Origin of the sequence: Wocania ichthyoenteri Th78, from assembly GCF_000789235.1 — a bacterium.
In the GTDB taxonomy this organism is placed as follows: Bacteria; Bacteroidota; Bacteroidia; order Flavobacteriales; family Flavobacteriaceae; genus Wocania_A; species Wocania_A ichthyoenteri.
The window spans coordinates 1450464-1475606 of record NZ_KN525716.1; the positions used below are offsets into that span (position 1 = coordinate 1450464).

At 31.3% G+C, this 25143-nt stretch carries 20 protein-coding genes and 1 tRNA gene; 13 read left to right on the forward strand and 8 right to left on the reverse strand.

The window, feature by feature from the left end:
• Positions 1–330: 330 nt before the first annotated feature.
• The 6 genes from RG22_RS06270 to RG22_RS06295 all read left to right on the forward strand — a co-directional run bounded on the left by RG22_RS06270 (position 331) and on the right by RG22_RS06295 (position 11787).
• The gene (locus RG22_RS06270; RefSeq protein WP_034041812.1) at positions 331–3450 is read left to right on the forward strand and encodes a SusC/RagA family TonB-linked outer membrane protein; all 3120 of its coding nucleotides are present in this window, start codon (positions 331–333) and stop codon (positions 3448–3450) included.
• A gap of 12 nt (positions 3451–3462) precedes the next feature.
• Positions 3463–5370, forward strand: a complete 1908-nt coding sequence (locus tag RG22_RS06275) for a SusD/RagB family nutrient-binding outer membrane lipoprotein (protein WP_034041814.1) — start codon at positions 3463–3465, stop codon at positions 5368–5370.
• Between the two features lie 96 nt (positions 5371–5466).
• On the forward strand, positions 5467–8775 hold the full coding sequence (locus RG22_RS06280; protein WP_052143660.1) for a VCBS repeat-containing protein: 3309 nt from the start codon (positions 5467–5469) through the stop codon (positions 8773–8775).
• Positions 8776–8833: 58 nt separating this feature from the next.
• Positions 8834–9892, forward strand: coding sequence for a sensor histidine kinase (locus RG22_RS06285; RefSeq protein ID WP_034041816.1), 1059 nt, complete (start codon positions 8834–8836; stop codon positions 9890–9892).
• Entirely contained in the window at positions 9889–10611 is a 723-nt protein-coding gene (locus tag RG22_RS06290) for a LytR/AlgR family response regulator transcription factor (RefSeq protein WP_034041818.1), read from the forward strand. Before RG22_RS06285 ends, RG22_RS06290 begins: the two co-directional genes overlap by 4 nt.
• A gap of 78 nt (positions 10612–10689) precedes the next feature.
• Positions 10690–11787 (forward strand): acyltransferase family protein, encoded by a 1098-nt coding sequence (locus tag RG22_RS06295; protein ID WP_034041820.1) that lies wholly within the window; start codon positions 10690–10692, stop codon positions 11785–11787.
• Positions 11788–12009: 222 nt separating this feature from the next.
• On the opposite strand, the gene RG22_RS06300 is transcribed toward RG22_RS06295, so the two are convergent.
• The 8 genes from RG22_RS06300 to trxA all read right to left on the reverse strand — a co-directional run bounded on the left by RG22_RS06300 (position 12010) and on the right by trxA (position 21248).
• Positions 12010–13497 (reverse strand): RagB/SusD family nutrient uptake outer membrane protein, encoded by a 1488-nt coding sequence (locus RG22_RS06300; protein WP_034045805.1) that lies wholly within the window; start codon positions 13495–13497, stop codon positions 12010–12012.
• 10 nt (positions 13498–13507) lie between these two features.
• A complete protein-coding gene (locus tag RG22_RS06305; protein WP_162183642.1) occupies positions 13508–16900 on the reverse strand; it encodes a SusC/RagA family TonB-linked outer membrane protein in 3393 nt (1130 codons plus the stop codon).
• A 159-nt stretch (positions 16901–17059) separates the two neighbouring features.
• Positions 17060–18214, reverse strand: coding sequence for a FecR family protein (locus RG22_RS06310; protein WP_052143662.1), 1155 nt, complete (start codon positions 18212–18214; stop codon positions 17060–17062).
• Between the two features lie 93 nt (positions 18215–18307).
• The gene (locus RG22_RS06315; protein ID WP_052143663.1) at positions 18308–18901 is read right to left on the reverse strand and encodes an RNA polymerase sigma-70 factor; all 594 of its coding nucleotides are present in this window, start codon (positions 18899–18901) and stop codon (positions 18308–18310) included.
• A 232-nt stretch (positions 18902–19133) separates the two neighbouring features.
• Positions 19134–19207, reverse strand: a tRNA-Asp gene (locus tag RG22_RS06320).
• Positions 19208–19288: 81 nt separating this feature from the next.
• Positions 19289–20218 carry a DUF58 domain-containing protein gene (locus tag RG22_RS06325; protein ID WP_034041822.1) on the reverse strand — a complete coding sequence of 310 codons (930 nt, stop codon included), beginning with the start codon at positions 20216–20218 and terminating at the stop codon, positions 19289–19291.
• A 93-nt stretch (positions 20219–20311) separates the two neighbouring features.
• Positions 20312–20851, reverse strand: a complete 540-nt coding sequence (locus RG22_RS06330; RefSeq protein ID WP_034041824.1) for a ClpP family protease — start codon at positions 20849–20851, stop codon at positions 20312–20314.
• A 79-nt stretch (positions 20852–20930) separates the two neighbouring features.
• The gene (trxA, locus tag RG22_RS06335) at positions 20931–21248 is read right to left on the reverse strand and encodes a thioredoxin (protein ID WP_034041826.1); all 318 of its coding nucleotides are present in this window, start codon (positions 21246–21248) and stop codon (positions 20931–20933) included.
• 373 nt (positions 21249–21621) lie between these two features.
• On the opposite strand from trxA, the gene RG22_RS06340 reads away from it, so the two are divergent.
• The 7 genes from RG22_RS06340 to RG22_RS06370 all read left to right on the forward strand — a co-directional run bounded on the left by RG22_RS06340 (position 21622) and on the right by RG22_RS06370 (position 25093).
• Positions 21622–22053, forward strand: a complete 432-nt coding sequence (locus RG22_RS06340; RefSeq protein ID WP_034041828.1) for an SRPBCC family protein — start codon at positions 21622–21624, stop codon at positions 22051–22053.
• Positions 22043–22369, forward strand: coding sequence for an ArsR/SmtB family transcription factor (locus tag RG22_RS06345; RefSeq protein ID WP_034041830.1), 327 nt, complete (start codon positions 22043–22045; stop codon positions 22367–22369). Before RG22_RS06340 ends, RG22_RS06345 begins: the two co-directional genes overlap by 11 nt.
• On the forward strand, positions 22370–22816 hold the full coding sequence (locus RG22_RS06350; RefSeq protein WP_034041832.1) for a hypothetical protein: 447 nt from the start codon (positions 22370–22372) through the stop codon (positions 22814–22816).
• 89 nt (positions 22817–22905) lie between these two features.
• A complete protein-coding gene (locus RG22_RS06355; protein ID WP_034040883.1) occupies positions 22906–23784 on the forward strand; it encodes an IS982 family transposase in 879 nt (292 codons plus the stop codon).
• A 100-nt stretch (positions 23785–23884) separates the two neighbouring features.
• Positions 23885–24118: a hypothetical protein gene (locus RG22_RS06360; RefSeq protein WP_034041834.1), complete on the forward strand. Its 234-nt coding sequence runs from the start codon at positions 23885–23887 to the stop codon at positions 24116–24118.
• A gap of 51 nt (positions 24119–24169) precedes the next feature.
• Positions 24170–24442, forward strand: coding sequence for a DUF2024 family protein (locus RG22_RS06365; protein WP_034041836.1), 273 nt, complete (start codon positions 24170–24172; stop codon positions 24440–24442).
• A gap of 45 nt (positions 24443–24487) precedes the next feature.
• Positions 24488–25093, forward strand: a complete 606-nt coding sequence (locus RG22_RS06370; protein WP_034041839.1) for a MarR family winged helix-turn-helix transcriptional regulator — start codon at positions 24488–24490, stop codon at positions 25091–25093.
• The last annotated feature ends 50 nt before the right edge of the window (positions 25094–25143 follow it).

The window sequence follows — 25143 nt, forward strand, 5'->3', positions numbered from 1 at the left end:
TAAATTTTTATATTGGTATATTATATTTCATATATCATCACATAGTTGCTATTATTCAATACGTTTTTTAAAAAAATTTAACCAACACCATTAATCGCTAATTAATTGTTGTTTGTCATTAAAAACAGGTTGTATATATATTATTTTTTATATCAAGATTATAATTAAATATTTTGCATACTTATACATTATATAATGTTTAACATATTTAAAAACTAATAAATTAACTTAAACCATTTATAAATGATAAAAACAAAAAAACAAAACTAAATTAACCCCTCAAGAATAAATCTTGAAGCAATCAAAATTAAAAACTAATTCAAAAAAATTATGATTCAAAAATTACTAAAACTAATGTTTGTGTTTTGCTTGTTGAGTATGCAAAGCATGCAAGCCCAAAGCACAGTAACAGGAACTATTACAGACAGCAATACAGGAATCCCTCTTGGAGGAGCAAATGTTGTTGTTAAAGGAACTACCAACGGTGTTTCTACAGATTTTGACGGTAATTACAGTATTACTGTTTCCAGCCAATCAGCTATTTTAGTTGTTTCTTACATAGGCTACACTAATCAAGAAATTGCTGTTAACAATCAAACAGTTATTAATGTATCCTTAGTAGAAGACGCTAGCCAATTAGACGAAGTTGTTGTAACTGCTTTAGGTATTAAAAGAGAACGTAAATCTTTAGGATATTCTGTTCAAGAGATTCAAGGTGCTTCTATATCTGAATCAAGAGAGCCTAATATGGTTAATTCCCTATCTGGCAAGATAACAGGTTTACAGGTTATTAAAAGTAGTAACGGTCCAGCTGGATCTTCTAAAATTGTATTAAGAGGGTATAGCTCTTTAACTGGAGATAACCAACCACTAATTGTGGTTGATGGCACACCAATAAATAACTTTACTGGGTCATCTAATGAAGGCTTCTGGAGTCCTTCTGCAGATTTAGGTAATGGAATAGCAGATATAAATCCAGATGATATTGAAACCTTATCGGTTTTAAAAGGTGCTTCTGCAGCTGCATTATATGGTTCACGTGCAGGTAATGGTGTTATTTTAATTACCACTAAAACTGGTAAATCTAGTAAGGGATTAGGCATTTCTTACTCAGCAACTACTGGTTTTCAAAGTATTTTTACCAAACCTGATTTACAGAGTAGTTTCGGACAAGGTTCTGTAGGTGTTTATGATGAATATTCTCAATCTAGTTGGGGACCAAAAATTGCAGGACAAACAGAAACAGGTCCTGAGCAAGGATCGGTTGTTTTTGACAAAGCTTACGATAATATTGGAAACTATTATAAAAATGGATTTAGTCAAAATCATAGTCTTTCAGTACAAAACTCATCGGATTCCGGTTCTTTTTATGCTTCTGCAAACTATTTGGATGATGAAGGTATTTCGCCTTCAGCTACATTAGAACGTTTAAACTTAACAGCAAGAGGTGTTTCTAAATTCGGAAATAATAAGAATTGGACTGCTGATACCAAAGTGCAGTACAATAGAACGGTTGCTAACAACAGACCAAGAACTGGTTTTGGAGCTTTAAGCCAATATCAAACCATAATAAATTTTCCGAGTTCACGTGATATTGAACAGTATTCTGCTGCAGTAGACGAATTTGGTAATCAAATATGGTTTGATCCTAACTCTAATCAAATTAACCCATACTGGGCTAACGAAAGACGTTTAAGTTGGGACTCTAGAGATCGCTTTATAATAACTGGATCTTTAAAACATCAATTTAATGATTGGTTACATGCTGAAGTTAGAGCAGGAGCAGATTTATATACCACAAATACAGAATCAAAGGTATTTGCTGGAACTTCAAGCACTTCTACTTATGGCTTAGGAAAAAACACCTTTATTGAGCAAAATTATAGTACTTTAATAGCAGCTTCTAAAGACAATATTTTTGGTAAATTAGGGGGTTCAGTTACTTTAGGTGGTAACTTAATGTCTACAGAGAATAGTAGTATAAGTAGTAATTCAGGAGAGCTACTAGTTCCTAATTTATTTAGCTTAAATAATGGGGTTGATCCAGCAAGCGTTTCTCAAGGGTTTAGCACTAAAAAAATAAATTCAGCTTATGGACTTTTACAAATAAACTATGATGGTTATTTATTTTTAGATGTAACTGGTCGTAATGACTGGTCATCTGCTCTAAGTGAGGCTAATAGATCGTTTTTCTATTCATCTGTTAGTACATCATTTGTCATTTCTGATATGATAACTAAAAACGGGGGCGATTTACCAAGTTGGTTTACTTTTGGTAAAATTAGAGCATCGTATGCCGAGGTAGGTAATGATTTGAATCCTTACCAATTGTATAACGCATTTTCTATAGGTAATGATCCTTTAGGAAATACAACGGCTACTACAAATAGTATATTAAGAAATCCTGATATTGTAAATGAGCTAATTAAATCTGTTGAGATTGGTTTAGAAGCACGTTTCTTAAATAACAGAGTTGGATTAGATGTGGCTTGGTATAAAACTAACGCATTTAATCAGATAATACCTCTCCCTTTAGACCCATTTAGCGGGTTTAATTCTAAATGGATAAATGCTGGTGACATTCAAAATAAAGGTCTTGAGATAACTTTAAAAACTAGAATTTTAGATAATGATGATGGTTTATCTTGGGATATGGACGTTAATTACTCAACAAACGAAAATATCATTAATGAATTAGATGATGATGTTACCAAATTTAACTTAGGCGGTTTTGATAACTTTAATGTTAGTGCAGATGTTAGTGGAGATTATGGGGTCATAGTAGGGACAAAATTCCAAAGAGTTGAAGACGAAGCTAGCCAATTTTTTGGAAGAATTTTGGTTGATGCTGACGGGTTGCCATTGGCTACAACAGATAAACATGTTTTGGGTTCTCAGCAACCTGATGCATTATTAGGTATTACAAATATGTTTACTTATAAAAATTTTGCCTTCAGTTTCTTATTTAGTGCTAGCATTGGAGGAGAAATTTTCTCTGGAACTAATCATGCCTTACAAAGATCTGGTTTAGGAGCTGTAACAGCATTGAATGGAGAAAGAGCAGATATTGTATTTAATGGTGTTGTAGATGACGGTGCTGGAAATTTAAGTGAAAACACAACTGGAGCTTCGCCACAAAATTACTGGACAGCCATTACAGGACGCTCTGGTAACTTAGGTATTAATGAGGCAAATGTATATGATGCAACACATGTAAGATTAAGAAATGTAAATTTAACTTATACTTTTGATAAAGGATGGTTAGATAGAACTCCTTTTCAAGGATTATCTGTAGGCGTATCAGCCAACAATGTATGGATGATAAAAAATAATCTAAATGGCGTAGACCCTGAGGCAGTAAATGCCACAGCTTCTAATGCTACTGGTTTTGAAAACTTGGCACCACCAACGACAAGAACTGTATTTTTTAATATAGCAGCTAAATTTTAAAAAAGAAAAATTATGAAAAAAGTATTAAGTAAAAAACTGGCACTAATTTGTGCAACATTATTGATTTTTTCTTGTAGTGACTTTGAAGAAATCAATAAAGACCCCTTGGCTGCCACTGCAGAGCAAGTAGAAGTAGAATTTTTTATTAATAATTCTATTGGAGCGGCACAACAAGATCCGCACATAGCAGAACGTGTATTTGTATTATATTGGAAGGATGCTTCAAGAACTTCTAGGTTAGGAGTACTTTCTCATGGACGTTCAAATGATGGATGGACAAATGACTACTTTAATAGTTATATATCTAAATGGTTGTTAAATATTACGACTGCCATTACTGTAGCAGAAGAGAAAATTGCTACAGGAAACGTTAAGGAATATACTGAGAATTTATTGCACATAGCAAGAATATGGAGAGTGTATATTATGAGCGAAATGACCGATGGTTTTGGTCCAATTCCAATAGATGGATTCAAAGGTAAAAATCCTGAATACAATAGTGTAGAGGATGTCTACAATTTCATGTTAGCTGAATTAGAAGATGCTGTTAGTAAAATTGATGATTCAAATACCTTTAAACCAGATGCAGATTTAGATCCAGCTTTTGGATATGATTATGACAAATGGAAAAAATACGGAAACTCTATGAGAATGCGTTTAGCGATGCGTTTATCTGAAGTAGCTCCTGCTCTTGCAAAACAACATTTTGAAGCTGCTGCTAATAGTGGGCAAATTATTGCTACTTCTGGAGATGATATGAGAGTGTTTTCTGGCGGTGGCTGGAATAGCTATACAAACCCACAGTCTAGACAATGGAACCCACACTATATAACTCCTGCTTACAGAAATGCAGTTGTAGGATTAGGCAGTGTTACCTCTATGGATCAATTACCAGTTGAAGATCAAATTAATCTTAAACCTGCTAATTATTTGGGGATGAAATTTGATGATCATTTTTCAATGCTAACTAACGATCCTGCAAAAGGATTCTGGCTTGATGGTTTACCAAACACAATAGACCCTAGATCTTATAAAACGTTTCCAATCCCTGGAAATCTTGATGACCCTAGCTATAGTAATTACCCGACTTGGAGTAGCGCCCATACAGTTAGTGAAAGAAATTTACTTGATGATGCTGGTGAAGTTTTAATGACACTTGACGGTGCCTTTACTTATAATGCAACTGCAGCTGGAAACACTGGTGAACCAGGTTCTAAAAATCAATTAATATCTGCAGGGTCTTGGCCACGTTTAGGGCTTAATTTTAGAGAGGGAGATAGTGAGCGTATCTTTTTTCCATCATGGGAAACACATTTCTTAATTGCTGAAGCTGCTGCAAGAGGATGGAGTACACCATTAACTGGTAAAGAAGCTTATGAAACTGGAATTTCAGAAAGTTTTGCTTATTATGGTGTTTCAGAACATTTAGCGACTTATTTAGCCTCTGAAGATTATAATAACAATGGTACTTCAGTAAGTTGGGATCATACAACAGAACCTCCTGCAAGTGTATCTATGGATTATGTAGATGGTTATACGGGTACTCCTGATACGTTTGATTACACTTATCCAAATAACACTATTTATGAAGGTGGAAATGTTAAGAATGACCTTATAACAAAAATTATCACACAAAAGTTTATAGCGTCAAATGCTTGGATTCCTCTTGAGATATGGAATGATCATAGAAGATTAGGTTTACCATTCTTTGAAAACCCTGCGGTTGAAAACCCATTCCCAGATTTACCACAATTAAATCCTGGAAATGTAATGACAAACCAAGTAAATTTCTTTGGACAGCGTATAAAATATCCTTCTTCTTTTGAAAATAATATCCCAGTTGGACATGCTCAAGCTGTACAATTATTAGGAGGACCTGACACAGTTCATACACCATTGTGGTGGGCTAAGCAAAATTAAAATATAATAATAAAAGTTATATTGTTAAAAGGGAGAATCGATATGATTCTCCCTTTTTTATTTTTATATTTATCATTCATTATTAAAAGTATTATTGTGAAAAAATTTATTATCTATACAATCTTAGGTTTTACACTTATTAATTGCAATCAAAACAAATCCTATAGTAGTTTAAAAACGATAAAAAGTAAGTCTAATAATAGTTCTACGCTTTTTTCTTTAATTCCAAACGAAAAAACAACTTTTACTTTTAAAAATAATGTAGAAGAAACTGGGAATTTGAATTTCTTAAATTTTGGTAACATTTATAATGGTGGTGGTGTTGCAACTGCAGATTTTAACAATGATGATTTAGTAGATGTCTTTTTTATAGCCAATCAAAATTCAAACAAACTGTATTTAAATGAAGGTGATTTTAAATTTAAAGATATTACTGAAACATCTGGTTTAGCAGATGCTCAAGGTTGGTCAACAGGGGTTTCTGTTGTAGATATCAATAACGATGGTTGGCTCGATATTTACATATGTAAGTCAGGAACCAATAAAACAACCTTTAAAAAAGAAAACAAACTATATATCAACCAAAAAAATAATACGTTTATAGACAAGGCTGAAGAATGGAAAATAAACGACCCGGGTTTTAGTACACAATCGTACTTTTTCGATTTTGATAAAGATGGTGATTTAGACATGTATTTGGTAAACCACAGACCAGATTTTGAAAACACTGGACGGCTTAATATGCGTATAGAAAGAGCTTATTCGAGGTTAAGCTCAGATATTTTATACAGAAACGATGGTACTTACTTTACCGAGATTACACACGAAGCAGGTATAGTTAATAAAGCTTTTGGGCTAAGTGCATCAATAGGCGATTTTAATAATGATGGTTGGCCAGATGTATATGTATGTAATGATTTTTTAACTCCAGACAAACTCTATATAAATAATAAAAAAGGTAAATTTACTGACGAAATTTTAGATAGAATTAATCATACTTCTTTTAGTAGTATGGGATCAGACTATGCTGATTTAAACAACGATTTACATCCAGATTTATTTGTATTAGAAATGGCTTCTGAAGATCATGTACGTAGCAAGCAAAACATGGCTACAATGAATACAAGCAATTTTAACAACTTAGTTAAAAATGGTTACAATCATCAATACATGGTAAACACATTACAGCTAAATAGAGGCAACGGAAAATTTAGTGAAATAGCTCAAATAAGTGGTTTAGCTAAAACCGATTGGAGTTGGGCACCATTAATTGCCGATTTTGATAATGATGGACTAAAAGATATTTTTGTTTCTAATGGTATTCTAAAAGATATGGCTAATCAAGATTTTAGAACCGAACTAAACAGAAGATTTTCAAGGGATAAACAACCCAGTTTTGAGGAAATAACAGCTTTACAACCCTCAACAAAACTTAGTAATTATAGTTTTAAAAATGAAGGCAATCTTAGTTTTACTAAAAATCCTAAAAATTGGGGATTAAACGAAAAAACACAATCCAATGGTGCTGCTTATGCAGATTTTGATAACGATGGCGATTTAGATTTAGTTATAAATAATATAAACGATACACCACTACTCTATCAAAATAACGACACTAATAATTTTATTCAAATTAAATTAAATGGCGATGCAAAAAACAAATTTGCCATCGGTTCTAAAATAACCTTAACAGCAAATAATACAAAGCAATATCAAGAATTATATACCAGTAGAGGTTTTATTTCATCTGTTCAAAATATCGTAAATTTTGGAATTAGCGATGCTATAATTATTGATGAAATTTTAATTGAATGGCCTAATCAAAAAATCACTAAACTTACTAATGTTAAAACCAATCAAATCATTTCTGTAAATCAGGAAAGTGCTACTCCGCTCGAAAATAAAAAGATAGAACAACCAAAAACACTATTAAGAAGAAGTAATCCTTCTGAACAAGGCATTGTTTATAAGCATAGCGAAAATGAATTTGATGACTACAAAGAGCAAGTCTTACTACCACATAGCCAATCAACCAATGGTCCTTTTATTGATAAATCTGATGTGAATGGAGATGGTTTAGAAGATTTTTTTATTGGCGGCGCTAAAGACCAAAGTGGCGAATTATATATTCAAAATGAAAATGGCAGCTTCATCAAACAAAGCACTAAAACCTGGCAAGAAGACAAACAATTTGAAGATTTAGGTGTGCTATTTTTAGATTTTGATAATGATAATGACAACGACCTTTATGTGGTTAGTGGTGGTGCCGAATTTGAAGAAAACAGTAGTTTATATCAAGATAGAATTTATATAAACGATGGTAAAGGCAACTTTAGCAAAGGTAAAAATGTACTTCCTAAAATTAATTCCAGCGGGCAAGTTATTAAAGCTTCGGATATTGATAATGATGGTGATTTAGATTTATTTGTTGGAGGAAGAGTGCTACCAAACAAATATCCGTATGCGCCAGAATCCTATATATTAATAAACGAAAATGGTAAATTTTATAATAAAACGAAAACTATAGCACCAGCCATTAAAAATATTGGATTAGTAACTGATGCTATATTTTCAGATTACGACAATGATAATGATGAAGACTTAATTATTGTAGGTGAATGGATGCCAATAACCATATTTGAAAACAATAATGGAACGTTTAAACCAGTAGCAAACGATTCATTAAAAAACACCGAAGGTCTATGGTTTAGTATTGAAAGTGCAGACGTTGATGCTGATGGTGACATGGATTATTTTGTTGGTAATTTAGGATTAAACACAAAATATAAAGCCAGTACTAAAAAACCTTTTCATGTGTTTTGTGATGATTTTGATAATTCTGGAACTTATGATATTGTTTTAACCTCAAATTACAAAGGTTATTTAGTTCCCTCAAGAGGGAGAGAATGCTCTTCGCAACAAATGCCCTTTATTAAAGATAAATTTCCCACGTTTAACGAATTTGCAGAAGCCACTCTTGAAGATATTTATGGCAAAGAGGCTTTAGATAAAGCACTTCATCTTAAAGCACATATGCTAAATAGTGTGTTTTTAGAAAATGATGGCGGTGGTAACTTTAGTATTAAAAGTCTTCCTAAAATGCTACAAATTGCACCAATTATGGATTTTGAGTTTATTGATATTAACAATGATAATCAAAAAGAAATTATAGCTATTGGCAACCATTACAATGCCGAAGTTGAAACCGTGCGTTACGATGCTTCATTAGGTAGTGTTTTATCTTATAAAGACAAAAAATTTAAAATATTAGATATAGATAAAACTGGTTTTATAAATGTTGGCGACTCAAAAGACATCATTACAATAAACAGAAAAAATGGTACCATGTTGTTAATAACCAACAACGATGATAAAGTTAATTTGTTTAATATACAAAACGAATAAGTTAAGATAAATACTAAAAAACACCTCCTATAAAACAAAAAAACAAGCCTGCCTTACAATGAAAAACATCATTTCAATCTTTAAAAATAAAATAAGGCTAACTATACCTCTAAAATATCATATTTTCTTTTGGCTTAGTTATTTTACGTTTAATGTAGTAAGATGGGGCAGTTATTTTAATGATTACACCTATTCATTAAAATCAAATTTAGTTGAATTCCCTATTCATATTATTATAGTGTATTTTAATGTATACTATCTAATTCCAAAGTTTATTTTAACAAAAAAGTACTGGAAATATATAGGTTCCATTTTTGTGATATTAATTCTAGTTTATTTTGTTAGATCTGGGTTAATTTATTTTCTCGTTTCTAAAACTTTATCTCCCGAACTTGGTAGAGAAGTGAAATTTATAGATGTAAATCATTTTATAGTTGTTGCACTAGGTGAACTTTATGCAGTTACTTTTGTAACAGCAATAAAATTACTAGTTGATTGGACTATTGAAAAAAGGAGAAATGAAGATTTAGCTCAGCTTCAAATGAGTACCGAGCTTAAATATTTAAGAACACAAATACAACCACATTTCTTTTTTAATACGTTAAATAATTTATACGCATTAACATTAAAAAAATCAGATAATGCTCCACGATTGGTGCTAAAATTATCAGATATTATGCAATATATTTTATATGAGGTAGTCAGTTCTAAAGCAAATTTATTGCAAGAAATTAATCATATAAATAATTTTATCGATATTGAAAGAATGCGATTTAAAGATCGAATTGAATTTGATATGGATATTACTGGAGAAATAGATAGCATTGAAGTTCCACCATTGTTGTACCTTTCATTTGTAGAAAATTGCTTTAAACACGGACTTAATGGGAATGATAAAGTTAAAGTTAACATGAGTTTTAAAAGTCTAAACAATGGCTATTTAGAATTTAATGTAGCAAATAATTTTAACCCAAAAACCTCTGTAGAAGAAAATCATGGTATAGGAATAGTAAATGCTCAAAGAAGGTTACAATTATTATTTTCCAATGATTTTATTCTTGAAACTAAAGTACAAGGAAATATTTATAATTTATTTTTAAAAATCCCTGTAAGATGAAAATTAAGTGTATCATTATAGATGATGAACCTTTAGCAATAAGTGTTATAGAGAATCATTTAAAAAATTTCGATAATATTGAAGTTATTGAAACCTTTACTAGTCCATTAAAAGCTTTTGGTGTTTTACAGCAATTAAAAATTGACCTTGTTTTTCTAGATATTAATATGCCTCAAATGAGTGGTTTTACTTTTATTGACAACTTAAACATTAAGCCTTTAATAGTTATAACTACTGCATATAGAGAATATGCGGTAAAAAGTTTTGAATTAAATATATTAGACTATTTAGTAAAACCAATACCTTTTAATCGCTTTTTAAAAACAATAAATAAAATATACAAACAAATACACACCAACACTACTTCTGGGGATTCTAGTTTAAATCAAGAACCTCATATTTTTTTAAAAGTTGATAAAAAATTAATTAAAGTTAACCTTAATGATATTTTGTTTATTGAAAGTTTAAAAGATTATATTAAAATAGTAACATCTCTTGGCGATTATGTAGTACACAAATCACTCACCTCCATTTCTGAAGAGTTACCACAATCAAATTTTATACGCGTACACAGATCGTACAATATTTCAATAAACAAAATTGCAGCTTTAGAAGGAAATACCATAGAAATTGCAGGCAGAAGAATTCCCATTGGAAGGAACTATTTAAAGCAAACAAAAGAACGCATACTGAATATTAAAGAAGGGAACGAAAATTAATTTTTAGATGAAGCCACACCTTAATGTTTACTAAAACTATTTAGTTCATCTTTTTTAATCAACATAAAAATTTATAAAATGAGTGCAAAGCAAAGAATTCAATCTGTAGACATACTTAGAGGGTTTACAATTGCTGCAATGATTTTAGTTAACACCCCAGGAACTTGGAGCAAAGTATATGCACCATTGCTTCACGCCAATTGGCACGGACTAACACCAACAGATTTAGTTTTTCCGTTCTTCTTATTTATTGTAGGTATTTCAATTTCGTTTGCCTACAAAAACAAGCCAAAAAATTGGACTACCTATAAGAAAATTATTACTCGTAGTTTAAAGCTTATTGGTCTTGGATTGTTTTTAGCGTTATTTTTACCCTACTTCCCATTTATAAAAGATTTTGAAGCCTTAAGATTTCCTGGTGTATTACAAAGAATTGGTGTTGTGTTTTTAATTTCTGCAGTTTTATTTATGAACTGTAATTGGAAAACGTTGCTAGCTATAGGCTTATCAATTTTAATTGCGTATTGGATACTCTTAGGCTTTATAACTTTACCCAATGGGATTTTACCAACTTTTGATAGAGCGCCAAACAATTGGGCTAACTATATAGATTTAAAAGTTTTAGGTAAACACATGTGGAAACAAGATTATGACCCTGAAGGTGTTTTAAGCACATTACCCGCCATTGTAACCAGTATTTCTGGAATTTTAGTTGGTAGAATACTTTCTAAAGATAATATTAACAAATTGACTTATTTACTAATAATCGCTATATCATTATTGGTTTGTGGTTATATTTTTAGTATTTGGTTCCCCATAAATAAAGCCATTTGGAGTAGTAGTTTTGTATTAGTAACTAGCGGATGGGCGACTTTAATTCTATCTATTATTTATTACCTAACCGATGTGTTAGATTGGAAATTTGGTAGTGTTTTTAAGTACGTTGGCTCTAATGCTATTACTATTTATTTTTTATCCAGTTTTATTTCTAAATGCTTTTATTTAATAAAAGTTAACCCTCAACAAAGTATCCATTCCTGGTTATACAATACTATTTATGTTCAACCTTTTTTAGCAGATAAATTATCATCCTTACTTTATGCTTTAACTGTTGTAATGTTTTATTTAGTCCTGGGATATGTTCTCTTTAAGAAAAAGATATTTATTAAGGTTTAAATTATTTTTTTACTTCTTAAAGCATTTTTATATAATCACCATTAAACTTTATACATTTATTGGCAATAACTTTATAAGCTCACTGTTTTTTATAGTTACTATACTTTATAGTAATCTCAAAAATATTACATATCCTTTTAAAAAGATATACTTTAAATAGAAACAGCGTTAATTTGTTAATTAACGCTGTTTCAAATGACTAACTATATATGAAAATAATTACTATATAGGATTTTGATCCATTAATGGGTTAGCATCAATTTCATCTTGAGGTATTGGCCATGTCCATCTATTATCGCCAACAGGAACCTGCATAATACCATTTGTATATGTTGAACTTTGGTTTGAACCAGTTCTATCCAACGGTAAGTTTAATCGTTTTAAATCATACCATCTAAAACCTTCGCCCCACAGTTCTACACGACGCTGTACCATAATTTCATCTATTAATGCTTGTCCTGTATTAGTTGATAATGTATAAGCACTATCTCTAGTAATGACCATATCGTACAATGCTTGAGCAGCTAAACCATCTTGATTGCTTCTAGCTAAGGCTTCTGCTTCAATTAAATACATTTCGGCTGCACGCATTAAAGGAACATCTACACGGCTATCACTATTACTTACTGCTATAAATTTTTGATTTGTATATGGGAATCTTTTATGGCTAGATAATAATGAAACTCCCGCAGGTAAATTTAAATGATCTCCAGTTGGATCCCATAATGTCTTGCGTACATCTGTAGCAGAAATCATGTCATATAACAAATTGCTAATTGATCTAGGATTACCACGAATTGCTGATGAGCTAAAATTTCTTGATATATAAGCACCATAATTACCAAAACCTTCAGACTGATCTTCAACTATTTGGCTTGCCCACATAAACTCACTATTGTTCTCAGAAAATACTTGAAAACCATTGGCATACGTACCTTCATCCATTAAAGTAAACCCTGCTCTAGCTTCAGCAGCTAATTGCGCAGCCATAGCCCAATTACCTTGTGTTAAAGCGACTCTTGCTTTTAGGCCTTTTGCAATATTTACATTAAAATGAGATTTGTTATTTCTAACATAACCATTTAATAAAACAATAGCATCATCTAAATCTTTATTAATTTGAGTATAAACTTCTTCAACTGTATTTCTCGCTATGGGGTCGATAGAGTTATCTAATTTAATTGGAACTCCTAATTGAGAATTTCCACCTCCTGGTTCGTATCTATCTCCCCATAATCGCACTAAATGGAAGTGACAAAACGCTCTATAAACTAGTGCTTGCCCTTTCACTCCATCTCTATCTTCTTGATCTCCAGTGGCATTATCCACACCATTAATTAACACATTGGCATTTGCCATCCATTGATAAAACATACTCCAATTAGCAGTGTTATAAGCGTTGTCTGGTTCAGAATTTGGTCTCCATCTATAAGAATGCGTCCAATTACTTCTATTAAATACATGATCTTCTCCAGCTTCGTCTATATGCATATTAAAAGCGCCTATGCCTCCTCTACCTTGGCTCCCGTATCTTACATACAGGGCTCTATGTATTCCGTTTAATGCCGTTAAAGCATTATCTGTAGTTAAAACTGCTGCTGCAGATGATACTTGATCAGTAGGATACGTATCTAAGTAGTCTTTTTCACAAGCTGTAAAACAAAAGGAAACAGCTAAAATTCCGATAAAAGAAATTATTATTTTTTTCATTGCTTTTTTTTTAAAATTTAACATTTAATCCTAAAGAAACTATTCTAGATGGTGTATAAACATTTGATGTTGTTCCACTAAAATTCTGTTGTATATTCAAACCTTGTCTTGCATTAATTGAAAATACATTTTCTGCACTTAAATACAGTTGCGCTGTATTTATTCCCATTGAACTTATAAAATTTGAAGGCAAATTATATGAAAAATTAATACGTTTCATATTTAAATAAGAACCATCGACTAACCATCTATCAGATGTAGCATTAAAATTAGTAGTTTCTGATGCGTCTAATCTTGGTATATTTGTTATGTCTCCAGGTTGTTGCCAACGGTCAAGAATATCAACACTTTTTGCTGTTCCGTATCCTCCAGAGCTCATAATACTTTGGTAATTGTAATCTATACTTTCTCCTCCAATTTGGTAAGTAAGCAAAAAGCTTAAATTAAAGTTTTTATATCTAAACGAATTGTTAATAGCTCCTGTTAAATCTGGAATAGCTGTACCTGCATAATGAAATGCTGCATTAGCTTGATTTGTTGTTAATGTATTTCCATCAATAACTCTTATATCTGAACCATTAGCATCAATAGCATCTTCGTTTGCTGTGTATAATGCAGCTCCATCTGCAGGGTCTACACCGTACCAATCTTTTAACCAGTAATCATAAATTGAGCGACCAACCATTAATTTTTTTGATCCGTTTATAATTTCATCTTGTGGTAATTTTGTAAACTCGTTTTTTATAGTTGTTGCATTTAAACCAATGTTCCAATTAAAATTTTCGTTTTTTACAACATCATAATCTAAACTTACTTCAAAACCTCTATTGTATAAAGTACCAATATTTCTTGGAATGTCTTCACTACCACTAGATAATGGTAATGGTACATCAAAAAGTAAATTAGCAGATTCACGATTATAGTACTCAACGGTTCCGTTTAATCTATTCCATAATCCAAATTCTATGGCTACATCATAACTCTCACTAGCTTCCCACTCCAATAAAGGTGCTTCAAGTGATGCTTGTAAAAACCCTGATTCGGACTGATTATTAAAATCTAAATCATACAATCCTTGGTAAGCATACCAACCAATTCCTGAGTTATTTCCTAATTCTCCATATGATGCTCTAAGTTTTAATAAATTTATAGCTTCTATATTTTCAATAAAAGACTCTCTTTCTAACCTCCAAGCAGCACCTACGGACCAAAATTCACCCCAACGAACATCTGATGCAAATTTTGAAGTCCCATCTGTTCTATAAGATGCACTCAAGAAATATTTACCATCATAATCATAATTAAATCGACCAAAGTAGCTTTCGTCTCTTAACAAATCTGTTGCAGACTCTAAATTAGTAGTGGTCACAAAGTTTATTAATTCGTTATTACCATCAGCAATTAACTGCATTCTACTACCAGTAAAGTTATTTACTTTTAGTTGTAAAGATTCATGTGCAGCTAATAATTTAAAATTATGATCACCGAATGATTTAGTGTAATTTAAAAGTTGATTAAATCCTAAAGTTGTTCTTCTGTTATATCTTCTTGAAGCTCTACCTCCAGGCGCACCATCACCAACTAATTTATTCTCAAAATCTGTGGTATACCAGTGACGTTGATTCCAACTTGCATTAACAGTTAGCATTAAATCTTTAGTAAAATTAATATCAAAATAAGTTTTCCCGCTCACAGAGGTGATTTCGTCAATATCATCATTATAATCAATTTCTGCCAGAATATGTCTTCCTCCACTTGCTCCACTGGGTCTATTATCATCTAAATCATAAAGGCGATTCCCGTTATCATCTAATATAAAGTTACCAGCGGCATCATGTTGGTAAATAGGATAAATAGGTGCTACACCTCTTGCAAAACGCACAGGATTAACAAACGAGTTACTTTGTGTACTTCCCGTTTGAGCTTGATTTCCTGTAGATGTCGTAATAGCTATATTTAATCCAGTTTTAAGCCAATCATTAGCTTGATAATTTGCATTAATACGTCCTGAAAATCTTTCAAAATCAGATTTTTTGATGTAACCTTCTTCATCTAAATATCCTAGCGATACATAAAAATCACTATCTTCTGTACCTCCCTGATAATTAATATCATAATTGTGGCGTATTCCTACTCTGGTAATAGCATCAACCCAATCTACATCGTTATATAATAGTCTTGCATTTGGATTAATTTTCCCATCTATTCCTACAATTTGATCATCAGCTACATTATATGGATTATTTAATAATTCTGTAATAATGTTAGACGATGCAAATGTATTGGCTGCAGTAACATCGGCTGCAGAATCTACTCCAGGAACAGCTTGGCTATTTCTCATAGATTCCCACATAATCTCATAATATTTATCAGAACCTAAACGATCATACTCTTGTATGGCACGATCAACAATACTCGTTGATGCATTTAAAGTAAATTGTCCTTTTTTATTCTTACCCTTCTTTGTGGTAATAAGAACAACTCCATTTGCAGCCTTATTTCCATAAAGCGCCGTAGATGACGCATCCTTTAAAATGGTTAAGCTTTCAATATCTGCAGGATTAATTGAATTTATTGAAGCGTAAAACGGAATTCCATCTACAACATATAAAGGATCGCTATCCGCACTAAAAGAACCAAAACCTCTTATACGTATATCTTGTCCTTGACCTGGTTGCCCTCCAGCTGCTGTTACAGAAACTCCGGCTGAAGCGCCTTCAATTGCTGCAGAAACATTGGCTACAGTTATTTTTGAAAGTGCTTCGCTATTTAGTTGTGTAGCAGATCCTGTAAAATCTGCTTTCTTTGCGGTACCATAAGCAACTACTATAACTTCGTCAAGTGCAGTATCAGCAGTCATTTTAACATTAATTTCATTTGATGTTCCAACTTGTACCTCTTGAGTAATCATACCCACATAACTAAACACAAGAATATCTCCATCATTAACTTCAATAGAATAATTTCCATCAAAATCTGTTTGCGCACCCGTTTGAGTACCTTTAATTACAACGCTAGCTCCAGGTAAAGGTAACTGTCCGTCTGTAACTACACCTTTAACAACCCTTTGTTGCACACCTGTATTAGCTAATACTTCTTTAGCTTTTATAATAATTGTATTATTGGCAGCAATAGAAAAAATAAAATCACCTTGTTTAAGGCTTTTATCTAGTAATTGGTTTGCTTGAATAATTCCTTTTTTAATAAAAACTTTCGGAAAGCTCTTAAACATGTCTTCCTGATATATAAATCTATAATCAGTTTGTCTTTTAATAATTTTAAAGACTTCGTCTACGGTTAGTGTTGTATCATCTATGATTTCTATTTTGGTATTTTGCGAAAAAATATCAACGGAAGAAAACCCAAATGACAATGAACACAATAAGAATACAAAAGTTCTCATAATGATAGTTAGAATCCTTTTTCTTATTAAGAAAAAGAAAGTAGTTGGTTTAATTTTCATAAATTTGCATGTTTTAGTTAGTTAACTATTAATTGATTATTACAGACTTAAGAGGAGCAAAGTTGGATACCGCTAAATGTCTACTTTAGCCCTCTTTTTTTATTTTAGTATTATTTTCTTTCCATCTATTTTAAACGAATTTATAAACCCAGATTCTTTAATACTTATTAATATATCTTCTATTTTTTGATTTTTACTTAATATTCCAACAAATTTAATATTCTCAACTTCTTTATCTACAAATACAACATCCATATCATACCACCTAGAGAGCACTTTCATAATGTCTTTTAACGGCTTGCTTTCAAAACTAAAAACACCTTTAACCCAAGAAGTTGCATTGTATACATCAACATTTTCTATAATTATGTTTTTATTAGATAAACTAATTTGAGATTGTTGATTTGCTTTTAAGTAAACATTTTCTGAACCATTGTCTACCTCTACCTTACCCTCAACCAAAGTTGTATATACAATATTTTCATCTTGATATGATTTGATGTTAAATTTGGTACCTAACACTTCTAGCTCTTGCATTCTACTTTTTACATTAAACAAAGCTCCTTTGTGAAGAGTACTAGGAGATACATCAAAAAAGGCTTCTCCATAAATTAATTCCACCTCCCGCTTTTCTCCTTCAATAAAGCTAATAGGGTATTTAAGCTTAGATTCTGAGTTTAACCATACTTTTGTTCCGTCTGATAATTGCAGAAAAAATTGCCCACCTCTTGGTATGGTTAAGTAATTGTAAACTAATTTAGGTTTTGAATCAGCTTTATTATCGTAAATTAATTTATCACCAGTACTTTTTACATTTTTTGTAGAATAATTTTGTCCTTTCTCTAGCACAATATTTTTTCCATCTTCAAGAGTTAGAATAGCTTTGTCTGTTCCTACTTCTATCTTATCACCTGTTGGTAATTTAATTTCTTCTACTTGAGGTTCGTTTCTATTAAACAACCAAGTAGTCGATATTGAAATTAATATTAAAATAGTTGCAGCATATTTAAAAAAGTCTTTTTTATAAAACGGAGTATGTTTTATGCTTTTTAAATTTTTCTCTTTTAATTTTAATTGAATTTTATTAAAAACTTGATTTTTTAACTCGTCTTTTAATTCAATATCAATCGGCCATTCTTTGTTTTCTTGATTTACAAAAAAATTAGATAAAAACTTAATTTCATCATCAGAAATAACTCCAGATTGAAGTTTTCTAATTAATAATTGCAAATAATTCTTATCTTGAGTACTCACGAATTTATCTCTTTTATATATAAGACGAAAAAAAGACGACAATCCCTAAACAAAAATTAGACTATTTTTAATTTTCGCTTATGTAAGTTAATTTTAAACTGATAACTCTTTTAAAAAACTACAAAAAATGACGAAGTATGAGATGTTAATAAGTGATGGCCTAATTATTTTTAAAGCTTTGGTAATGTAGGCTTCTACAGATTTAGTAGAAATGTTTAATTGTTTAGAGATTTCTTTGTGACTTAATTGATTTTCTCTGCTTAACTTAAACACTTTTTTGCACTTTTCGGGCAAAGTATTTACAACCGCATCTATTTGTGCTTCTAGTTCTTTATATATGAGTTTTGATTCTGGAGTTGAAGTTTGTATTTTTATATCAAAGTTTTGCATCACCTCTTCACTAAATGCATTTTTATCTTTTCTAAAAAGATCATATACTTTATGCATAACGCAAGTATACAAATAGCCTTTTAATGTTGTTTTAATTACAAGTACATCTCTTTTTTCCCAAATTTTAATAAATATCTCTTGAATTACATCTTCAGAAATTTCACGTTTCTTTAAGAAGCTAAATGCATAAATAAATAATTGTTCCCAATATAAATTATAAATTAGTTTTAAAGCATCTTCATCACCTTGTTTAAGACGTTCAATTAATTTTTGATCTTTAATTTTCTTAAAACTCATTAGTTAATTTTCATTCGAACTATAACAAATGTAAATAAAATATTTTATTCGATACATTCGTAAAACAAAAAAGCATCCCAATCTTCTATAAAGAAAAAAGGAAAGCTTTCCATTGGAATACCAAATAAACTCTGGTATAACTACGTCCTAGATTTCTCTAGGAACAACACAACGTCATATTAATTGCCAAAAAAAGCCCTAATTTCTCAGAGCTTTCTTTTTGCAATTTTAGCGGTCTGGACGGGACTCGAACCCGCGACCTTCGCCGTGACAGGGCGACATTCTAACCAACTGAACTACCAGACCGTTGCATTATTGCGGTTGCAAATATACATGGCTTTTTTTATATCTCAAATCTTTTTTAGTGTTTTTTGCATAAAAATATTGCTAAACAAATTTTTGACGCTCTACCATATAAGCCGTAAGTACATTATTAAAATGTTTATTAATATCTGCCTCAACATATTTAATTTTATATTGTGCACATTTTAAGCGCAATGCATCAAAATAATTGCTTACCGCTGCATTATAATTTTCTTTAATAGCATCTGCATACAAGTTAATATACTCTTTAGTCTCAACGTCAATAAATCGTTTCGGTTTATTATCAAAATCGAACTTTAACTCCTTTTTCTTATCAAATACATGAAATAAAATAACTTCATGTTTATTATACTTTAAATGACGTAAAGCTTCAAATAGTTTTGTTTCATCTTCCGAAGTTTGAAACATATCGGTAAATAGAAAAATCATAGAACGTCTATGAATTTTTTCTGCTATTTCGTGCAAATATTTATATGTCTCAGTGGTTTTGTTTAAAGATTTAGAAACAACAGCATTACTAAGTTGACCTAGTAACATTTGATGATGGCGTTCGCTGCCTTTCTCTGGCGAATAAAAATCGTAATTATCACTATAAATACTTAAACCTACAGCATCACGTTGTTTTTTTAACATGTGCATTAATGAAGCCGAAGCTAATGCCGAAAACCCTATTTTATTTAGATTGTCTATTGAAAAATTATCCATTTCTGGGTAATGCATCGAGCTACTATTATCTAAAATAATATGACAGCGCAAATTGGTTTCATCATCATAACGTTTGGTATAAAGCTTATCTGTTTTCGCAAACAATTTCCAATCTATATGTCGTGTACTTTCGCCTTGATTATATATTTTATGTTCAGCAAATTCTGCCGAAAACCCATGAAACGGACTTTTGTGCATGCCAGCTATAAAACCCTCCACCACTTGTTTTGCAAGTAATTCTAGGTTATTAAACCCACTAGCCTTATTAAGTTCGTGTTGTAAATTCATGTTTTAGTGTTAGACCGCTTTGCTGTTAGAGTCAGGAAACAAGTTTAAAAACAAGCTCAAAATTCTTCTTTTTCTCTTCTTTTTTTCTATTTTCTAAATAACCGCATCAACAATACCATAAGCAACAGATTCGTCTGCTCCCATCCAGTGGTCTCGATTAAAATCTTTCATTATTTTATCAAAATCCTGTCCGCAATTATCAGCTAATATTTTTGCACTTAATTCTTTAGTTAATACAATTTCTTTTGCTGTAATTTCAATATCACTCGCTTGTCCGCGAGCACCTCCACTTGGTTGGTGTATCATAACACGAGCGTGTGGTTGTATAAAGCGTTTACCCTTTTCTCCTGCCGATAATATAATCGATCCCATAGAAGCAGCAAAGCCAGTACAAATTGTAGATACTGGACTTTTAATAGATTTCATGCAGTCGTAAATAGCAAAGCCAGATGTTACATAACCTCCCGGACTATTTACATATAAATGTATGGTTTCGTTAGACAAAGCATCTAAATACAATAATCTATCAACAACATGTTTTGCAGAATCATCATCAACTTGTCCCCACAAAAACACTTTACGTGCTTCAATTAATTTACTATCAATAGCATCCTGAACTTTATTTTTACTCATAAATATTTATTTTGCATCTAAAATAAAAAAAGGTTCACCATAAATGGCAAACCTTTTCATTTTTCTTTTTAATTATCTACTATAAAAGTGCATCAATAGCATCAGTATAAGCATTTTTAGGAGCTACACCAACCTGTCTACCAACAACTTCTCCATTCTGAAAAACCAAAACAGTAGGGATGTTACGTACACCGTATTTTGCAGCAAATTCTTGATTTGCATCAACATCTACTTTTCCAACAACAGCTTTACCATCGTACTCGCCGCTAATTTCTTCAATAATAGGTCCAACCATTCTGCATGGTCCGCACCAAGCTGCCCAAAAGTCAACCAATACAGGCTTATCGCTTTTTAAAACTGTTTCTTCAAACGTTGCATCTGTTATTTCTAATGCCATAATTTTATATTTTAATCTGTTTTACTTTAAATTTATTTACAAATTTAGTCAAAATATTTTCTATAGCTTACAACCTAACAATTTGTTTTACCTATAGCTACATTAGTTTAGGTTATTTTATTTTTTTTAGGAGCAACCACAACACTTAGACTACGCTCAGTGCAAGTGGTCATGCTATCCAATAATAGTTTTGGCTCGATGCTCGCCTCGCCAAAAGCTAAAGTTTATCCTGAGCGGAGTCGAAGGGCTACTATCCTTTGCGCAATGAAAAACTAGCATAAAATTTAATTAAGCAACCAAAAAGTTGCATTTTAAAAATATTTAATTTAGTTTAGCAACCATAAAGTTGCATTTAAATCAAAAACAAATAATTATGAATGATGTTATTAAAAAAGAAGTTGTCTTTAATCATGCCATAGATAAAGTATGGGATGCTATTTCAAAAGCTGAAGAAATCTCAACCTGGTTTATTCCTGCCGATTTTAAAGCGGAACCTGGATATCAATACACCTTTACTTCTCCTCCTAATGAAAAAGGTTGTACAGTTATAAGTGGCAAAGTAAAAGAAGCAAATCCGTATATGCTTATTTATACTTGGATTGTAGCTGATACAAAAGTAGAAACCACTGTAAAGTGGGAACTTGAAGCAACCCAAGATGGCACAAAATTAACTTTAGAGCATTCTGGAATTACAAATTATGCTGGCGAAACCGCTGTAGCTATGTTTGAAAGCTTTAACGGTGGCTGGGATAATTGTATTTCTGGTTTAACAAGCTATTTAAAACAAGAAGTTAATGCCGGATAAAATAACCAAGCTATTTAAAGCCATTGCAGATCCAACAAGGCGTGACATTTTTCATGCCTTGGTTTTTGCTACCTCTGCATTGTCTATCACTCAAATATCCAATCAATTTGAAATTACAAGACAAGGCGTTACTAAACATATTAAAACACTAGAAGAAGCTGGCTTAGTAAATATCAATACTCAAGGACGAGAACGTTTCTGTAATGCTAACCCGAGTGAACTTCAAGAAGTGAATAAGTGGATTAGATTCTATGAACATTTCTGGGATAATAAACTTGATAGTTTAGGTGACTACCTTAATTCAACAGATTCTTAAATGAGTAATACCTTAAAAAGCTATACACAACAAATTGAAGTTTCAGCTAATTCAAAAGAAACATTTTACGCACTCAATGAAGGGCTTGAGTTTTGGTGGAGCAGAACAAGTAACACAAAATTTTGCATCGGTGGACAATTTACCATTCATTTTGAAAATGGCTATTGGTGGACATTTAAAATCGTGGAATATGTTTTTAACAAAGAACTCATATGGAAATGTATAGATGGAGAACCAGAATTTAATAAAGAATGGATTGGTCATATCCTACATTGGATAATTGATGAAAAAGACTCAAAAACTATTATTAATTTTCATCAAATGGGTTTAACTCCAGAATTGCATTGTTATGATGTTTGCTCTTCTACTTGGGATATGTTTTTAACTAAAAAATTAAAAGCATATTATAAGTTAAATAATATTCTTTTTCAAACTAGAATATATTAAATTAACCCGTTGTGCATTATGATTTAAAAGAAAAAAGTTGTCCATCTTACTGATAATCAGTAACTTGTTTTAGCGATAAAACATTAATTATGAACAACTTAAATGCAAATTACGAAAGAATATTGGAAGTATTAAGAAAAATATCAAAAGAGCAGCTTTTAGCTTATCAAAGACGACAACCCAAACTGAGTGATTTGGAGTTGGTAAGCCTAAGCCTTACATCAGAATATATGGGTATAGATAGTGAGAGTAACCTATTTAGACAACTTCCTGATGTCATTTCATCAAAAATTAACCGCAGTGTTTATAATCGTAGAAGAAGAAAGTTAGCAAATCATATTGATGCAATACGTTTAAAATTGGCTACTCATTTTAATGAATTTGAAGACTATTTCATTGTAGATAGTATGCCTTTAGAGGTTTGTAAGCTATCAAGAAGTTCTCGTTCAAGAATATGTAAAGAAGCTACTTATGTCTTTCCAGACAAAGGTTATTGTGCTTCTCAAAGTGCTAATTATTATGGGTATAAATTACATGCTATTTGTTCTGTTAGCGGTATTTTTCAGAGTATAGATTTGAGTCCGGCATCTGTTCATGATGTGAATTATCTTAAAGATATTAAAGCACAAATTAGCAATTGCACTTTAATTGGTGATAGAGGTTATTTATCCGCAGAAATTCAACTTAACTTGTTTGATACTTGTAACATAAAGCTAAATACACCGATGAGAAATAATCAAAACAATTACAAAAAACAACCGTACATTTTTAGAAAATCGAGAAAGAGGATAGAAACTTTATTTTCTCAACTGTGTGACCAATTCATGATAAGACGCAACTACGCTAAGTCTTTTGAAGGCTTTAAGACCAGAATAATATCTAAAATAACTTCGCTAACTGTAATTCAATACATTAACAAATTTGTCTTTGATAGAAAAATAAACAATATAAAAATCAGCATTATTTAAAATGCACAACGGGTTAAATTATAATTAATAGCTAAAATATTTTATTTAGTTAGGATTCCTTATTATATTAGCATCATAATTAATTTAAAAATATAACATTATGAGTAAATCCATTTTTTATCACGCAGGTTGTCCCGTTTGCATAAGTGCAGAACACGACATTATTAATTTAATAGGAGCAGAAAATGTAGATATTGTGCATTTTGGTGAAGACAACTCAAGAATTACTGAAGCAGAAAATGCTGGTGTAAAATCGGTTCCAGCTTTGGTAACTCCAAACGGAAATGTACTTCATATTAACTTTGGTGCTTCAATGGAAGCAGTAAAAGGGTAATTTTTTAATTCTTTTAGTTAGGAATCCTATTTAAAATAAAAACATAAAACTATGAAAATTTCAGTTTGGGATACATACGTAAAAAGAGAAGATGGTAAATTAATGCATTTTGATATTCTGGTGCCAAATAGTTTAGATGATAAACAAATCATTTTAAATTATGGCACGAGATATTTAAAAAGTAAAGTTTTTAAAACAGAAAGTATATCATCAAAAATTTGCAACTTTTGCCATATCGAACAGGCTACCGATGTTATTGTAAATGACATTAAAAACAAAGGATTTTCGATTATTGAAATGGAAAATTGCAACTTATTTAATTAGGATTACTAACTTTGCCTGTCAACCTAAGGTTGACAGGCATTTTTTATGAGCGATAACATTTTTAATCCAACACATCAAGAAACCAACACCTCTAATAAGATTGTTGCTGGTTTAGAGCGCATTTCTGAAGCCTTTAAAGTATTGCTTTGGGAAAAGGCAAAGCTTTTAGGTTTAAGTCCTATACAAATTCAAATACTCATTTTTATTAATTATCATAAAATAGAATTTTGTAATGTGAGCCATTTGGCTAAAGAATTCAACGTTACAAAACCCACCATTAGTGATGCTGTTAAAGTTTTAGTGAATAAAGGATTCATTAAAAAAGTATATTCTACTTCTGATAGTAGAAGTTATGCGATACAATTATCAGATTCTGGAAAAGCTATTGTTACCGAAACCGAAAATTTTGCACATCCTTTAAAAAAGCAATTAAACGGAATTGATAATGAAGACTTAGAGTCTACCTTTAAAACGCTTAGTAAACTCATTTATAAATTAAATCAAATTGGTGTTTTAACAGTTCAGCGTACTTGTTATGCTTGTAAGTTTTATCAAAAAAATGACAATCAACATTTTTGTAATTTATTGGAAAAGGAATTACATAATTCTGAGATTAGGATTGATTGTGGTGAGTTTGAGCAGAAGGTTTAATCACATAACTCAATCAAAATAAAATAGCCAACCATCAGACAAATCTTTCC

Coding starts and splice junctions, on each gene's coding strand:
- RG22_RS06285 (WP_034041816.1), top strand. CDS start 8,834: ATGAAAAACATCATTTCAATCTTTAAAAATAAAATAAGGCTAACTATA.
- RG22_RS06325 (WP_034041822.1), bottom strand. CDS start 20,218: ATGAATTTACAACACGAACTTAATAAGGCTAGTGGGTTTAATAACCTA.
- RG22_RS06370 (WP_034041839.1), top strand. CDS start 24,488: ATGAGCGATAACATTTTTAATCCAACACATCAAGAAACCAACACCTCT.
- RG22_RS06350 (WP_034041832.1), top strand. CDS start 22,370: ATGAGTAATACCTTAAAAAGCTATACACAACAAATTGAAGTTTCAGCT.
- RG22_RS06275 (WP_034041814.1), top strand. CDS start 3,463: ATGAAAAAAGTATTAAGTAAAAAACTGGCACTAATTTGTGCAACATTA.
- RG22_RS06290 (WP_034041818.1), top strand. CDS start 9,889: ATGAAAATTAAGTGTATCATTATAGATGATGAACCTTTAGCAATAAGT.
- RG22_RS06305 (WP_162183642.1), bottom strand. CDS start 16,900: ATGAGAACTTTTGTATTCTTATTGTGTTCATTGTCATTTGGGTTTTCT.
- RG22_RS06300 (WP_034045805.1), bottom strand. CDS start 13,497: ATGAAAAAAATAATAATTTCTTTTATCGGAATTTTAGCTGTTTCCTTT.
- RG22_RS06360 (WP_034041834.1), top strand. CDS start 23,885: ATGAGTAAATCCATTTTTTATCACGCAGGTTGTCCCGTTTGCATAAGT.
- RG22_RS06330 (WP_034041824.1), bottom strand. CDS start 20,851: ATGAGTAAAAATAAAGTTCAGGATGCTATTGATAGTAAATTAATTGAA.
- RG22_RS06345 (WP_034041830.1), top strand. CDS start 22,043: ATGCCGGATAAAATAACCAAGCTATTTAAAGCCATTGCAGATCCAACA.
- RG22_RS06365 (WP_034041836.1), top strand. CDS start 24,170: ATGAAAATTTCAGTTTGGGATACATACGTAAAAAGAGAAGATGGTAAA.
- RG22_RS06295 (WP_034041820.1), top strand. CDS start 10,690: ATGAGTGCAAAGCAAAGAATTCAATCTGTAGACATACTTAGAGGGTTT.
- trxA (WP_034041826.1), bottom strand. CDS start 21,248: ATGGCATTAGAAATAACAGATGCAACGTTTGAAGAAACAGTTTTAAAA.
- RG22_RS06340 (WP_034041828.1), top strand. CDS start 21,622: ATGAATGATGTTATTAAAAAAGAAGTTGTCTTTAATCATGCCATAGAT.
- RG22_RS06270 (WP_034041812.1), top strand. CDS start 331: ATGATTCAAAAATTACTAAAACTAATGTTTGTGTTTTGCTTGTTGAGT.
- RG22_RS06315 (WP_052143663.1), bottom strand. CDS start 18,901: ATGAGTTTTAAGAAAATTAAAGATCAAAAATTAATTGAACGTCTTAAA.
- RG22_RS06355 (WP_034040883.1), top strand. CDS start 22,906: ATGAACAACTTAAATGCAAATTACGAAAGAATATTGGAAGTATTAAGA.